Source organism: Gleimia sp. 6138-11-ORH1 (assembly GCF_024814355.1).
GTDB lineage: Bacteria > Actinomycetota > Actinomycetes > Actinomycetales > Actinomycetaceae > Gleimia.
On sequence record NZ_JANUXV010000005.1, the window covers coordinates 64608 to 78345 of the forward strand.

Here is a 13738-nt window from a genome sequence, read left to right on the forward strand (position 1 = left end):
AATCTTCTGATGATGAACTTAAACTTGATTTAGCTAAACTTGATTGCCTGTCACCGGCACCTATTGGGCTTCACACACCATCACCTGACGGCAACACGATTGAAGAGTTAGCAAGCTTGTCAGTCCGTGTAGACCCAAGGTTGTTGCCTCTACCGGTCATCATCAAGAGTTACTCTACACTCACTCAGAACGATAAAATCCCTTGAAAGCCGCTCATTTTGATACAAGTGCCAAAGAGGAAGATTAGTCGCGGGCAAAAGTTTTCTGCCTTATTCTACGGAAATCCCCACTCTGCAATCAAACACGCACGCATCTTTCATTTGACCTCTCGGCTTAGATATAGCTTGGTCAGTGTGATGATGTTACTACCACTGGGCTTCGTCAGGATTAATCCCATGAGAGCGAGCGTTCATATCAATGACCGCTTTCAACCGTTGCCTGTACCAAGCGTGATTCAACATTTTGTGTACGAGTTTTCAGCTCTTCCCAATCGAGATGTCATTGCTGCTTGATTGCGCTGAGCAATCGCCTAGTCATCCGTTTGCCCGGTAGATCATGATCTGTTGTAGGCGGGCAACAAAAATCCCACTCACGCGAAATTGTCTCAACATGAGTGGGTAAACTGTGGAGCTAAGGGGACTCGAACCCCTAACCCCCTGCTTGCAAAGCAGGTGCGCTACCAATTGCGCCATAGCCCCGTATTTATTTATTTCGTAATCACAGTTTCAGCACATTCTGTGTTTCCACCGGATTCGGTGGAGCTAAGGGGACTCGAACCCCTAACCCCCTGCTTGCAAAGCAGGTGCGCTACCAATTGCGCCATAGCCCCGAAGGCTGTTCTATTTAGAACAGTGGGCCTAGCTGGACTCGAACCAGCGACCTCTTCCTTATCAGGGAAGCGCTCTAACCGACTGAGCTATAGGCCCTCCGTGCGTTTCGCACTATAAAAGTCTAACTGACTTAACCTATAAATGCCAAATACGCCAAAGGTGAAGTAAAGCACTAAAAGCTATTGCAGTTAGGAACTCGATTATTCATCCATCAAAGTGACTTGTAAGCCACCGACTAAAGAGGCAACCAGGTTGTAAATCAGAGCCACTAAAGTTGCCAGGGCCGTTAAGAGGATAATATTTGCGACCCCAACTAAAGTACTCATTGACATTACCTGAGGCAAATGCAGGTATTTTAGGAGGCTCACAAAGTTATCTGCCCCAATCCGCGTGAGGAATTCTTCGATGGAGCCAAAAACGTGCATGGCATCTAACATCAGCCAAATAACTAGGGTCATTACGTTCAGAATGATGGCTCCGGCTACCGAAAGAAGAAACCCGATTTTTGCGACGCTCCACAGATCAACGCGGGCTACGGTGAGGGTAAGCTGGCGGGGCAGATCATCACTTAGCTCTGGCTCGCTTTGTCGTTTTTGTATGCTGTTCACTGCTTAGTCTCCTCCACTTGTGGGGTTTCTTTAACTGTGTCGGCTGCGTCGCCGGTTTCTTCGTCGGCGTCGTCTAAGCTGGTTTCCAAGTTCCGAGCCACCGCAATAATTCGGTCACCTTCCGATGGACGCGCAAAGGTCACGCCCTGAGTGGTTCGCCCGGTCCGAGAAATTTCAGCTACAGGAATCCGCACAATATTACCTGATTCCATAATAACTAAGACTTCGTCCTCTTCGCGTACCTTCAAAGCACCAACCAGGCCGCCGCGTTCTTCCACAAGGTTTGCCACCTTAACGCCTAAACCGCCGCGCCCGCGCACCGGATAGGTGTCAATTGCTGAACGCTTCGCAAATCCGCCCTCGGTAACTACCAGCAGATCGGAATCGTGTTCGACAACTTCCATGGTGAGCAAGGAATCCTCGTCTTTGAAACGCATTCCGCGTACCCCTGATGTGGAGCGTCCCATCGGACGCACTGCCTCATCAGTGCAGTTAAAGCGCAATGACTGGCCGCCGCGGGAAATTAGTATCAAATCATCTTCCGCGTTTACTAGGGCGGCTGAAACCAGTTCATCTACCTGTCCGGCCTCGTCAGAACGCAAGTTAATCGCAATCAGACCGCCAGAACGAGGTGAGTTGTAATCTCCCAACGCAGTTTTCTTAACCAAACCGGATTTAGTTGCCAAAACCAGGTAAGAGGCCTGCTCGTAATCGCGGATAGCCAGCACCTGAGAAATCGCTTCATCCGGTTGGAAAGCCAGTAGGTTGGCTACGTGTTGGCCACGTGAATCGCGTCCGCCCTCGGGAATCTCGTAACCCTTTGCCCGGTAAACGCGCCCCAAGTTAGTGAAGAATAGGAGCCAGTGGTGGGTGGTGGTGACAAAGAAATGCTCCACCACGTCATCTTGGCGCAGTTTTGCTCCGCGCACGCCCTTACCGCCGCGGTGCTGGGCTTTGTAGTTATCAATCCGCGTGCGTTTTGCGTATCCGTCACGAGTGATGGTGACAACTACTTCTTCTTCTGGAATCAGATCTTCGTCAGTCATTTCCCCGTTGAAAGGCACAATCTCGGTGCGGCGTTCGTCTCCGAAACGTTCCACGATTTCTGCCAGTTCTTCGCTGACAATGGTGCGTTGGCGTGCGGGGGTGGCGATAATATCTTCCAGATCTTTAACGCGAGCAACCAGCTGGGCGTGTTCGTCCAGTATCTTTTGCCGTTCGAGGGCGGCCAGGCGACGCAACTGCATTGCCAAAATGGCGTCAGCTTGTACTTCGTCGATCTTCAGTAAGTCCATTAATCCGCTGCGCGCGTCTTCAACGGTTGCAGACCTGCGGATCAGCGCAATTACTTCATCTAATGCGTCGAGGGCTTTCAGGTAGCCTTCGAGGATGTGGAGACGTTCTTTAGCTTTTGCTAAACGGAACTTAGTGCGACGAATAATCACGTCGATTTGGTGTTTGACCCAGTAGTGTACGAAGCCATCTAATGACAGGGTGCGGGGCACTCCATCGACCAGGGCCAGCATGTTTGCTGGGAATGAGGACTGTAAGTCGGTGCGCTTGTAGAGGTTGTTGAGAACTACCTTTGCTACTGCGTCACGTTTTAGAACTATTACTAAACGCTGTCCGGAACGGTCTGAGGTTTCGTCGCGAATGTCTGCGATTCCAGCTAAGGCTCCGTCTTTGACCAGCTGAGCGATCTTTAATGCCAGGTTGTCTGGGTTTACCTGGTAGGGGAATTCGGTAACTACCAGACATTGACGATTTTGGATTTCTTCAATGTTTACAATCGCACGTTGAATGATGGAGCCGCGCCCGGTGCGGTATACCTGCTCAATGGCGGTGCGCCCTAAAATGGTGGCTCCGGTAGGGAAATCTGGGCCTTTAATGATCCCAATTAATGCGTTTAGAAGTTCTTCACGGCTGGCTTTAGGGTTTTCCAAGTACCATTGCACGCCGGCAGCTACTTCTTTTAAGTTGTGGGGTGGAATGCGAGTTGCCATACCCACGGCGATACCTTCCGAACCGTTTACTAAAAGGTTCGGGAAACGCGATGGTAGGACTACTGGTTCTTGGTCGCGTCCGTCGTAGTTATCTACAAAATCAACGGTTTGTTCGTCAATGTCACGCACCATTTCCATTGCCAGTGGAGCCATTTTACATTCGGTGTAACGTGGTGCTGCGGGGCCAAGGTTACCGGGGGAACCGAAGTTACCTTGTCCGGCAATTAGTGGGTAGCGCATTGACCAGGGTTGTACTAAACGTGCTAGTGCGTCATAAACTGCTTTATCACCGTGTGGGTGGAATTTTGCCAGTACGTCACCAACTACACGCATACACTTGTAGAAACCTGCGTTGGGGCGGAATCCGCCGTCATACATGGCGTAGAGGATGCGCCGGTGGACTGGTTTAAGCCCGTCTCTTACTTCCGGGAGGGCGCGGCCCACAATAACGGACATTGCGTACGCCAGGTAAGAGTTCTGCATTTCTGCTTCGATATCAACGTAGTTGATGCGACCGGTGTCTTGTTCAGTTTCTGCTGCGTTGTCTACGGTCAGGTCGGTTTCGGGGGTGTTTTTATCTTCGCTCATGTTCTCAATCTTCTGCTTAGGGTTATTTCATTCAGGTTTATACGTCTAAGAAACGAACGTCTTGTGCGTTGCGCTGAATGAAAGAGCGACGTGATTCCACATCGTCACCCATGAGGATGGTGAAGATTTCGTCGGCAATTGCTGCTTCCGCAATCTCGATTTTCTTTAGTGTGCGTTTAGTTGGATCCATGGTGGTTTCCCAAAGTTCTTGGGCGTTCATTTCTCCCAGACCCTTGTAGCGTTGTACGCCACCTTCTTTTGGTAGTCGTCTTCCGGCGGCTTTACCTTTTTCAATTGCTTCGTCACGTTCTGCGTCAGAGTAGACGAATTCGTGGGTGGCGTTAGTCCATTTAAGTCGGTACAGCGGAGGTTGTGCCAGGTAGACGTGTCCGGCTTCTACAATTGGGCGCATGTAGCGGAACAGGAGGGTCATCAATAAGGTGGTGATGTGCTGTCCGTCTACGTCAGCGTCTGCCATGAGCACGATTTTGCCGTAACGAAGTTTAGAAATGTCGAACTCGTCGCCAATTCCGGTGCCGAAGGCAGAAATTAGTGCGCGAATTTCTTGGCTGTCTAAGGCTTTGTCCAGGCGAGCTTTTTCAACATTGAGGATCTTTCCGCGGAGCGGAAGGATTGCCTGATGTTCAGGATCACGGCCCATCACCGCGGAACCACCCGCGGAGTCACCTTCGACTATGTAAATTTCGCATTTTGCTGCGTCCTTGGAAGAACAGTCGCGCAGTTTACCCGGCATGGAAGCTGATTCTAATACTCCTTTACGGCGGGTAGCTTCCCTTGCTTTACGGGCTGCTAAACGAGCTTCCTGTGCGGAAAGAGCTTTAACAATTACTGCTTTTGCTTCTGCTGGGTGGGAGTCTAACCAGTCACCAAACTGTTGGTATACCTGCTGTTGGACGAAGGTACGTGCTTCAGTATTACCCAGTTTTGTCTTAGTCTGACCTTCGAACTGTGGTTCGGTGAGTTTAATAGAAATAACTGCGGTTAAACCTTCTCGAATGTCCTCACCCGAAAGGTTATCGTGCTTTTCTTTTAGGATTCCCTTTTCCCGCGCGTATTTGTTGATGATGGAAGTCAGCGCCGCACGGAAACCTTCTTCGTGGGTGCCACCTTCGGTAGTAGAAATAGTGTTCGCGTAGGTGAAAACTGATTCTGAGTAGGCTTTCGTCCACTGCATCGCGATTTCTACTGAGAGAGTTCCCGCATCATGTTCAAAAGCAATAATGTCATCGTGGATGACTTCAGTTTTTTTAGTGGAGTTAATGAACTGTACGTAGTCGTAAAGCCCCTGATCGTACTGATAAGTTACTGATAGGGGTTCCTTTTCAGCATTTTCGTCGGTATCTTCCCCAGCAATTTCGTCGCCGTCATCTAAGGTGGCTCGTTCATCAGTTAAAGTAATCCGCAAACCCTTGTTGAGAAAGGCCATTTGCTGGAAGCGTTTCCGTAACGTTTCAAAAGAAAACTCGATGGTTTCAAAAATTTCTGGATCTGGATAGAAAGTTTGAGAGGTACCGGTTTCTGCAGTTTCTTCACCGCGCTCTAGCTTTGTAAGTGCCTTACCGCCGTTACCAAATGATTGTCGCCAAACGTATCCTTGCCGGCGAATTTCTGTATCAACTCGTTTGGAAAGTGCGTTTACTACTGAAATACCTACGCCGTGCAGACCACCGGAAACTGCGTAACCGCCGCCACCGAACTTACCACCGGCATGCAAAATAGTCATAACTACTTCAACTGTAGGTTTTCCTTCAGTGGGGTGAATATCCACGGGAATACCGCGTCCGTTATCTACTACGGTAACTGCGCCATCTTTGCGAATAGTTACTTCAATGTGATCGCAGTACCCGGCCAGGGCTTCGTCTACTGCGTTATCGACAACTTCGTAAACCAGGTGGTGTAACCCACGTTCTCCGGTGGAACCGATGTACATGCCAGGTCGTTTACGAACGGCCTCGAGCCCTTCCAAAACAGTAATATCACTTGCACCGTATGAGCTGGTGTCAGTTCCGGTTATTTCTTGGTCAGCCAAGCCGGCCCCCTTAATAGTTCCGGGGTGAACACAGGTTCACTCGCACTCCATTTTTCGCGTTTTTCGAGGACGAAAAATTACATAATTATCCTCAATTATTCTACCATTTTTAGCCTCTTTTCTTCCTGAGCTAACAAGGTGTAGGCCTGAGTTTCCACCGATTTACTGTGAATTACTTACAAACTTTGTGGATAACCTGTGCATAACCTGTTAGAAAGGCGAAATTTCCCCGATTTTTCAAGGGTTTTTCGACTGTGTAAAACTTCCCGCATATTTGTCAACGAAAAGTGTCTGTCTCACCACATTTTCAGAAGCTTACGTGTCTAAACCTGGTCGCTGACCCGGATTCCTGCGCGCAGTAGCTTCGGGTCCTAAAATAATTACTTGCTGAATTACCGAATCCCCCACCAAGGTAGAAATTTTTGCCTCAATTTGGGGAAGTAAAAGCCGAAGTTGATTAGCCCAAACCTGAGAATCGGTTCCCAAACAAAGCAGGTTTTTATCAGGGTCAAAACTATCTACCCAACAGTGCGCTGCCGTAGCTACCCCAACTACTTCACTCCAGTTTTGACTCAAAGCAGCTATGCTTAACTGCGTCTGCCAACCATTATTTGCAATCAGGCGCTGCATCACCTGACCGATTTGTTTAGGAATATCGCGTGCCGATAAAAGATCGGCTCGGGCTAAGCCCGGAGAATTTTTAAACCTTAAAGTTCTCAGATTATCTTGATGAAGCTCTGTCCCTTCATTTATTTCAGTTTCAGCTGCTGTTCTTCTAATCTTTGGGGAAGCCACCCCAGTTGGAAAATAGCCTTTTCGCCGCGCAGCTGCCTGCTGTCTTTCTAAAGCCTGAAGCGCGTACTCATTTACAGAAGGATTTTCTTCAGGCATCTTCTTTACCTGCCTCACAGACAGAACCTGTTTCCTTAGAGAACGTAACTGAAAGAACTTCCGCTTCAATTTCTGCTGGTACGTCAGTTTCTACTGCCGCCGTGATAATCACCTGTTTCGCCGGTTTGATTGCTTCTAATAAAGCTCGGCGCCGGTTGCCATCTAACTCAGAAAAGACATCATCTAAAATAAGTACCGGAGTTTCAACTTTCCCGTATTCTTCCTTGGTAAGAATTTCAAAACATCCTAACCGTAAAGCCAGGGCAACTGACCAGCTTTCCCCGTGGGAAGCAAAGCCTTTTACCGGTAAATCATCTAACCAAAGTAAAAGATCGTCTCTGTGGGGGCCAACTAAATTAACTCCCCGATTAACCTCATTAGATCGCTGTTTTACCAGTGCTTCTCGCATGATTTTTTCATATAAATCCGGTTCTTTAGAAGCTAACTCATTTAAAGATTTATATTCACTTATTTCTAAAGGTACTTCCCGAAAAGCCTCCAGTATTGAATTTGCATACTCTAACTGCAGTTTTTTAACTCCCCTGGCCACAGTTTCATGCGCATTCTGGGTAGGAGTAGTAATGACTGCGATTAGTTTCATTCTCAAAGCAACCAGTTGTCGCGCTAAAGTGACCAGCTGTTCATCCCAAATTTCTAACATAGAAAAGTCTACTTTTTGGCCACTTCTTTGCATTTTACCCAGTTGCTTTAATAAAGAAGCTCGCTGCTTTAAAACGCGCTCATAGTCTGCTTTAAATGCCGCGTAGGCGGGCCACATTTGGGTTGCTACAGAATCTAAAAAATGCCGTCTTGTAGCCGGATCACCTTTAACTAAATTAAGATCTTCAGGTGCAAAGACTACGACTTTAATTTCCCCTACTAAATCTCTTGGTTTTACCGCTACCCGATTTAGACGCGCCCGATTTGCCCTACCTTTAACGATTTCTATTTCTAAAATTCGTTCCCGCTCAGCACGGTTAATCTTTGCGCGAATCACCGCTGCTGAAGGAGAAGCTTCACTAGGTTGCGGATATCTTACTAACGCATTATCGGCATTTACTCGGTGGGAAGAAAGATGCGCTAAATAGGCGATAGCTTCAATAACGTTAGTTTTTCCCTGCCCGTTATATCCCAATAAAATTGTTATTCCCGGTTTGAACTCAATCAATGTTTCACGGTAGGAACGAAAATCATTTAACGCCAGGTGTGAAACATACATAGTTATTCCTAAACCTAGGAAATTATTTTAAAACTATATTTATCAGATACCGAAACGAATTGGCATCAGCAGGTAACGGAAGCTTGGATCATCTTCAGCTAGCGGTTCACTTTGCCCGGTCAATACAGCTGGTTTAGCCGCATCGGTAAAAGAAAAACGCACGTACTGTGAGGTAAGCGCAGAAAGTCCAGCTTGCAAATACTGTGGGTTAAAAGCTGTGCGAATTTCTTTACCATTTAACTGGGCGGTGATGATTTCAGTTGCCTGCGCATTGTCATCTTGACCAGCTTCTAAAACCACCTGTCCGGCAGTAAAGACAAGTCTTAGGGAAGTCTTTTGCTCAGCTACCAAAGAAACACGTTTTACTGCTTCAAGTAAATCTGCCCGATTTACCAAAGCGGTAGTTTCTGTGTTTTCTGGGAAAAGACGGCGGACTGGAGGATACTCTCCCTCCATTAAAGTAGAGGTGGTGTGGCGACCTCCGGCTCTAAATCCAATCAGTGATTGTCCGGCAGTTTCCCCAGTGTTAAAAGCAACTTCTACTTCACCGGCAACTGCCATATTTTTAGCAACGTCGTTTAAAGTTTTCGCTTTAACTAAAAGTTCAGCAGAAATTCCGGGTTCAGCAGGTTCCCACTGGAAAGTACGCATCGCTAAGCGGTAACGGTCAGTTGCCAAAAGAGTGATAGTATCGCCCTCGATTTCCATGCGAATCCCAGTTAGCAAAGCAATTGTTTCATCGCTAGCTGCCGCCACGGAAACTTGATTGATTGTCTGCGCAAAAACTTGCGCATCAATTTTTCCTTTTATAGCAGGTACTGCCGGTAAAGTTGGGTAGTCTTCTACGTTCATATTCGCTAGTGCAAAACGAGAACTACCGCATTTAATAATTAATTTATTATCAACAATCGCACAGTCTACATCTCGATTGGGAAGAGCTTTCGCGATTGACGCTAGCTGCCGCCCTTGAATCAGAATGTCTCCACTTTGTTCAACTTGGGCTTGGACTTCTGCGTGAGCTGAAGTTTCATAGTCAAAAGAAGAAAGGCTAAGTGTTTCGTTCTCAGCTTTAATCCTGATTCCCGCTAAGATGGGGCTTGAAGGTCGCGAAGGTACAGTACGAGCAGTCCAGTTTACAGCTTCCGCTAAAACATCGCGTGAGACAGTGAACTTCACGATCCATCTCCCTTTCAGTGGGACTTAAAATAAATTACTAGCCTTTTTACTTTACGACATTTATAGCTTTTAATCCATCCTCTGCTGATTTCCTGTTGATGTATTTTCAGTTCGTGAGTGCCTGTGGATTCTTTGTGCGCGAGATTTTTCTTTTAATTGAAATTTCGTAGTCATAGTAGGGACTGTGAATTCTGCGGATAATGCCAGATTTTCTTGTAATTTCAGTTAAGTCATCTGTGTATGAACTGTTTATTCAGCTGTGGTTAAGTTGCTAGTCCTGTGTATTTGCTGCGGCCTAGCATTTGAGTGTGCACAGTGTAAGTAGGAAAAATGTAGAGTTTTCCACTAAAAATTGGGGTTATCCACAGATTTTTGTGGATAACCCCAATTGTTTTGGTATTTTCTTAGCTAATTATTATTTCTGGCCTGCTGCTTTATACGCGAGGTAAGTTCTGTAACGTGCTTATAGATCTCAGGTTTCAAATTAATTTCCTTAGCGATCTTTCGATAAGCGTGCATTACAGTTGTATGATCTCTACCGCCAAAATTATGACCGATTTTTGGTAAAGATAAGTCAGTTAGTTCCCTGCACAAATACATGGCAATCTGCCGGGCTTCCACCAAATTTCGGGAACGATCAGCAGAGCAGAGTTTGTCGATAGAGACATCGTCAAAATAATCCGCAATCTGGCCCATAATCAAAGCAACTGTTATTTCAGAATCGCCGGGATCAGAAATAATATCTTTTAAAACTAATTCCGCTAAAGCCCGGTTAATTTCTTGACCAGTTAAGTTAGCGTATGCAGTTACCCGAATCAGAGCGCCCTCGAGTTCTCTAATATTTGAAGAAATTCGTGAAGCGATATATTCCAGCACGGCGTTATCCACGTCGAGGTTTTCAGCAATCGTTTTTTTACGCAAAATGGCAATACGGGTTTCAAGTTCCGGCGGTTTAATATCCACCGTTAAACCCATCTCGAAACGCGACCGCAGCCTATCTTCTAAACCAGAAAGCATTTTTGGGGGCACATCGGAAGTAATAATTACCTGCTTACCGGCGTTATAAAGAGTATTAAAAGTGTGGAAAAATTCTTCAACCGTTTGTTCTTTACCCTGAATAAACTGGATATCGTCGATTAAAAGAATATCGATTTCCCTGTATCGGCGCTGAAATTCGTCGCCGCGGGCAGCGCGAATGGAGTTAATAAAATCATTGGTGAACTCTTCAGAAGAAACATATTTAACTCTTAAATGCGGGGCAAGTTCCAAAGCATAGTTACCAATTGCGTGGATTAAGTGAGTTTTACCGAGGCCGGAATCACCGTAAATGAAAAGGGGATTGTAAACGCGACCGGGTTGTTCAGCTGTTTGTGCGGCAGCGGCATTAGCAAAACGATTCGACGAACCGATTACGAAAGTATCAAAAACGTATTTCGGATTTAACCGAGAATCGAAAGGTAATTCATTTCGCGCCGGGGGATTAGTTGAGACAACGCTGGGGACAAATTCCGGGCTGGTTTGGATTTCTTCGGTTGGAACTACTTCCATCCGCTCTTCAATAGTTGCATCAATCGTAATGGCGATACGTACGTCTTTATCCATCGCATAGGTAAGCAGTGGATTGATTAAGGAAGAGCGAGATTCCAGGTAGTTCTTTGACCATTCGTTGGGAACAGCTAATAAAATCGTTCCATCTAAGTCACCTAAAACTACGGTTTGAGACACAACTGATTTTAAAGCGGGACCGGCATCTTCAGGGTCTAAAGCACTGATGGCTTTTTCCCACGCTGCCTTTAAGCTCGTTGTCTCCAATTTTTTCTCCCTCAAGGAAAAGCGTGACCTTTAACACGTTTGTTAGGTTTGCGTCTCATTAATACCTCTATATTTGTACACCAAAAACAAAAAGTTATCCACATTCTGGGGATAATTCTGTGGATAACAGGATAGATAATCACAAATATGTGATTCTTAGTATTTACCTAGTTAATTACAAAAATTCGCGGACAAAAAATCTTCCGAAAATTGTGAATTTCGACTTGCTCACAATTGTGGATCATAAGAAATTCCTCTTAAACAATGGCGCAGATTACCCTGAATTTCCGGCGCTTCGCATTGCTTTACAGAGTGGTCAGTAGTAAAGTTTTTATTCGTATGTGTGTAATTTCTACACGCTGAGACCATTATTCGCTTAGGCGAATTTCAGACAGTGGGTATTACTTGTAGAGAAATACCCTTCCTACTAGGAGGAAACTCGTGTCTAAACGCACTTTCCAACCAAATAACCGTCGTCGGTCCAAGACCCACGGCTTCCGTCTACGCATGCGTACCCGCGCCGGCCGAGCAATCATCGCTAACCGTCGTCGCAAGGGTCGCGCAAAGCTAACCGCCTGAGTGTTATCACTAGGCAACCGCCTGAAGGACCCTGAACTTTTCCGTTTGGCAATGCGTAAAGGTGTTCGCGCAGGCAACCATGCGCTAGTAGCGCACGTAGTAACCGGCGAGGATCTCCCCAAAGAATCCCTCGTCGGTTTCGTCGTACCTAAGAAGGTATTTCTGCGTGCGCACGAGCGCAATCAAGCAAAACGGCGTTTACGTCATCTGATGCGAGGGCGATTGGAAAAACTACCTGCCCACAGCGTCCTCGTAATCCGCGTATTACCAGGGTGTAAAGATGCCAACTTTGCTGAAATAACTAACTTTTTAGATAGCGTGTTAGACAGAGCTTTAGAAAAATTGGCTCGCAAAAATACAGCTTCGGTGACAACGGAAGGAAACTAAAATGCGCCTGCTCACAGCCGTACTTACTTTCCCGATCCGCTTCTACCAACGCTATATTTCCCCCGCTATCCCCCCACGCTGCCGCTACTATCCCAGTTGCTCAAACTACGCAGTGCAAGCACTGCAAGTACACGGACCCATCAAAGGACTTATTTTAAGCAGCTGGCGACTTCTAAGATGTAACCCCTGGTCCCTTGGGGGTGTCGATCATGTACCGGACGTGGGAAAATGGAAACCAAAGCCGTATGTACGGCCAACCGACGATGATTTGGACCCCGTGTCCAGCGCTGAATAAGGAGCTTGCCTGTGTGGTTTGATACTTTGCTCTATCCGTTTAAACTAGCTGTTGCCTGGATTATGGTCAGCATTCATAACCTCCTGGTCTTTCTAGGAATGAGTGATGGCTCTGGACTAGCTTGGGTACTTTCGATTATTGGTCTAACCATCGTGGTTCGGATTGTTCTTATTCCCCTATTCTTCAAGCAAATCAAGGCTTCGCGGGGGATGCAGTTGGTACAACCAGAAATGAAGAAACTGCAAGAAAAATATAAGGATCGTAAAGACCAAGCGAGCCGGCAAAAGATGAGCGAAGAAATGATGGCGCTCTACCGTGAACACGGGACTTCCCCGTTTGCTTCTTGCCTGCCCCTATTAGCGCAAATGCCAGTCTTCTTCGCTCTTTTCCGCGTTTTGGCTTCGACGAAGAGTATTGCCGAGGGAACTTACCCAGGTGGCGCTTTAGGTCCTTTAAATCAACAGTTAGCACAAGACATTGAGGGCTCTCGACTGTTTGGTGCTTATCTTTCAGATTATTTCGTAGTTGCCTCTAACCAGGGCAAAATCACTCTGGTGCTGCTTATCTTGCTGATGATGGGCTCTCAGTTCTTCACTATGCGTCAGCTAACTATGAAGAATATGCCTGAATCTGCTAAGGATCCTAACAACCCGATGATGCGTACGCAGATGATTATGATGTACATGCTGCCGCTAATGATCGGTGTTTCTGGTTTCTTCTTCCAAACTGGTCTGTTGGTTTACATGTTTACTTCTAATATGTGGACGATGGGGCAGCAATTTTGGACGATTGAACGGATGCCCACCATGGGTTCGGAAGCTTATAACAAGCTGATGAATAAGCGCCGCATTGGGTACGTTGAGAATATTCGCCCGCTGTTTGAAAATTACGATGAAATGGTTCGCGGGGAAATCAGTGATGATCAGAAAGCTCAGCTTCGGGTTGAGCTGCTAAAGGATCTTAAAAAGCGCGCCCGCAAGTTTAAGGTGCCTACTCAGTTCCCCGAGGGCGTTACTCCAGACCTGCAGGTGGGGGCGTACCGTGAACTAGCCTATTCTGAATGGCAGGTATTACCTGACGAATTTTGGACTCGACGGTTCATTCCACGGGCTACTAGCACTGAGTCCCGCGTGCAGCCGCAACGTAAGACTAAAGCGCAGCGCCAGGCAGAAGCCGCGGCTTCAAAAGCTCAAAGAATGGCTGCTGAGGTAAGCACAAAGTCAGCAGCTGAGCTGGAACAAGCTCGAGAAGCCCGCCGCGCTGCGAAGCGCAAAGCAAAAAAGAAAAAGCAGTAAGTAAA

General features: G+C 46.8%; 11 protein-coding genes and 3 tRNA genes. 4 read left to right on the forward strand and 10 right to left on the reverse strand.

Going from position 1 to position 13738, the window contains the following annotated elements:
- Nucleotides 1-625 precede the first annotated feature (625 nt).
- The 10 genes from NXS08_RS06540 to dnaA form a co-directional block, all read right to left on the reverse strand.
- Nucleotides 626-698, reverse strand: a tRNA-Ala gene (locus NXS08_RS06540).
- 58 nt (nucleotides 699-756) lie between these two features.
- Nucleotides 757-829, reverse strand: a tRNA-Ala gene (locus NXS08_RS06545).
- A 23-nt stretch (nucleotides 830-852) separates the two neighbouring features.
- Nucleotides 853-926: transfer RNA gene (locus tag NXS08_RS06550), tRNA-Ile, on the reverse strand.
- Between the two features lie 104 nt (nucleotides 927-1030).
- Nucleotides 1031-1438 carry a DUF3566 domain-containing protein gene (locus tag NXS08_RS06555; protein ID WP_259138683.1) on the reverse strand — a complete coding sequence of 136 codons (408 nt, stop codon included), beginning with the start codon at nucleotides 1436-1438 and terminating at the stop codon, nucleotides 1031-1033.
- Nucleotides 1435-4029, reverse strand: coding sequence for a DNA gyrase subunit A (gene gyrA, locus NXS08_RS06560; RefSeq protein WP_259138686.1), 2595 nt, complete (start codon nucleotides 4027-4029; stop codon nucleotides 1435-1437). Before gyrA ends, NXS08_RS06555 begins: the two co-directional genes overlap by 4 nt.
- A 37-nt stretch (nucleotides 4030-4066) precedes the next feature.
- The gene (gene gyrB / locus NXS08_RS06565; RefSeq protein WP_259138688.1) at nucleotides 4067-6079 is read right to left on the reverse strand and encodes a DNA topoisomerase (ATP-hydrolyzing) subunit B; all 2013 of its coding nucleotides are present in this window, start codon (nucleotides 6077-6079) and stop codon (nucleotides 4067-4069) included.
- A gap of 315 nt (nucleotides 6080-6394) precedes the next feature.
- Nucleotides 6395-6970 carry a DciA family protein gene (locus tag NXS08_RS06570; RefSeq protein ID WP_259138690.1) on the reverse strand — a complete coding sequence of 192 codons (576 nt, stop codon included), beginning with the start codon at nucleotides 6968-6970 and terminating at the stop codon, nucleotides 6395-6397.
- Nucleotides 6963-8189, reverse strand: coding sequence for a DNA replication/repair protein RecF (recF, locus tag NXS08_RS06575; protein ID WP_259138693.1), 1227 nt, complete (start codon nucleotides 8187-8189; stop codon nucleotides 6963-6965). The genes NXS08_RS06570 and recF overlap by 8 nt, the downstream gene beginning before the upstream one ends.
- 42 nt (nucleotides 8190-8231) lie before the next feature.
- On the reverse strand, nucleotides 8232-9365 hold the full coding sequence (gene dnaN, locus NXS08_RS06580; RefSeq protein WP_259138695.1) for a DNA polymerase III subunit beta: 1134 nt from the start codon (nucleotides 9363-9365) through the stop codon (nucleotides 8232-8234).
- Nucleotides 9366-9773: 408 nt separating this feature from the next.
- A complete protein-coding gene (gene dnaA / locus NXS08_RS06585; protein WP_259138697.1) occupies nucleotides 9774-11177 on the reverse strand; it encodes a chromosomal replication initiator protein DnaA in 1404 nt (467 codons plus the stop codon).
- Between the two features lie 441 nt (nucleotides 11178-11618).
- On the opposite strand from dnaA, the gene rpmH reads away from it, so the two are divergent.
- Genes rpmH through yidC form a run of 4 tightly spaced genes read left to right on the forward strand, consistent with a single transcriptional unit; the run spans nucleotide 11619 to nucleotide 13733 of the window.
- On the forward strand, nucleotides 11619-11756 hold the full coding sequence (gene rpmH, locus NXS08_RS06590) for a 50S ribosomal protein L34 (protein WP_259138699.1): 138 nt from the start codon (nucleotides 11619-11621) through the stop codon (nucleotides 11754-11756).
- Nucleotides 11757-12143: a ribonuclease P protein component gene (rnpA, locus tag NXS08_RS06595; RefSeq protein WP_259138701.1), complete on the forward strand. Its 387-nt coding sequence runs from the start codon at nucleotides 11757-11759 to the stop codon at nucleotides 12141-12143.
- Between the two features lies 1 nt (nucleotide 12144).
- Nucleotides 12145-12438, forward strand: coding sequence for a membrane protein insertion efficiency factor YidD (gene yidD, locus NXS08_RS06600; RefSeq protein WP_259138703.1), 294 nt, complete (start codon nucleotides 12145-12147; stop codon nucleotides 12436-12438).
- Between the two features lie 11 nt (nucleotides 12439-12449).
- Nucleotides 12450-13733 (forward strand): membrane protein insertase YidC, encoded by a 1284-nt coding sequence (yidC, locus tag NXS08_RS06605; protein ID WP_259138705.1) that lies wholly within the window; start codon nucleotides 12450-12452, stop codon nucleotides 13731-13733.
- The last annotated feature ends 5 nt before the right edge of the window (nucleotides 13734-13738 follow it).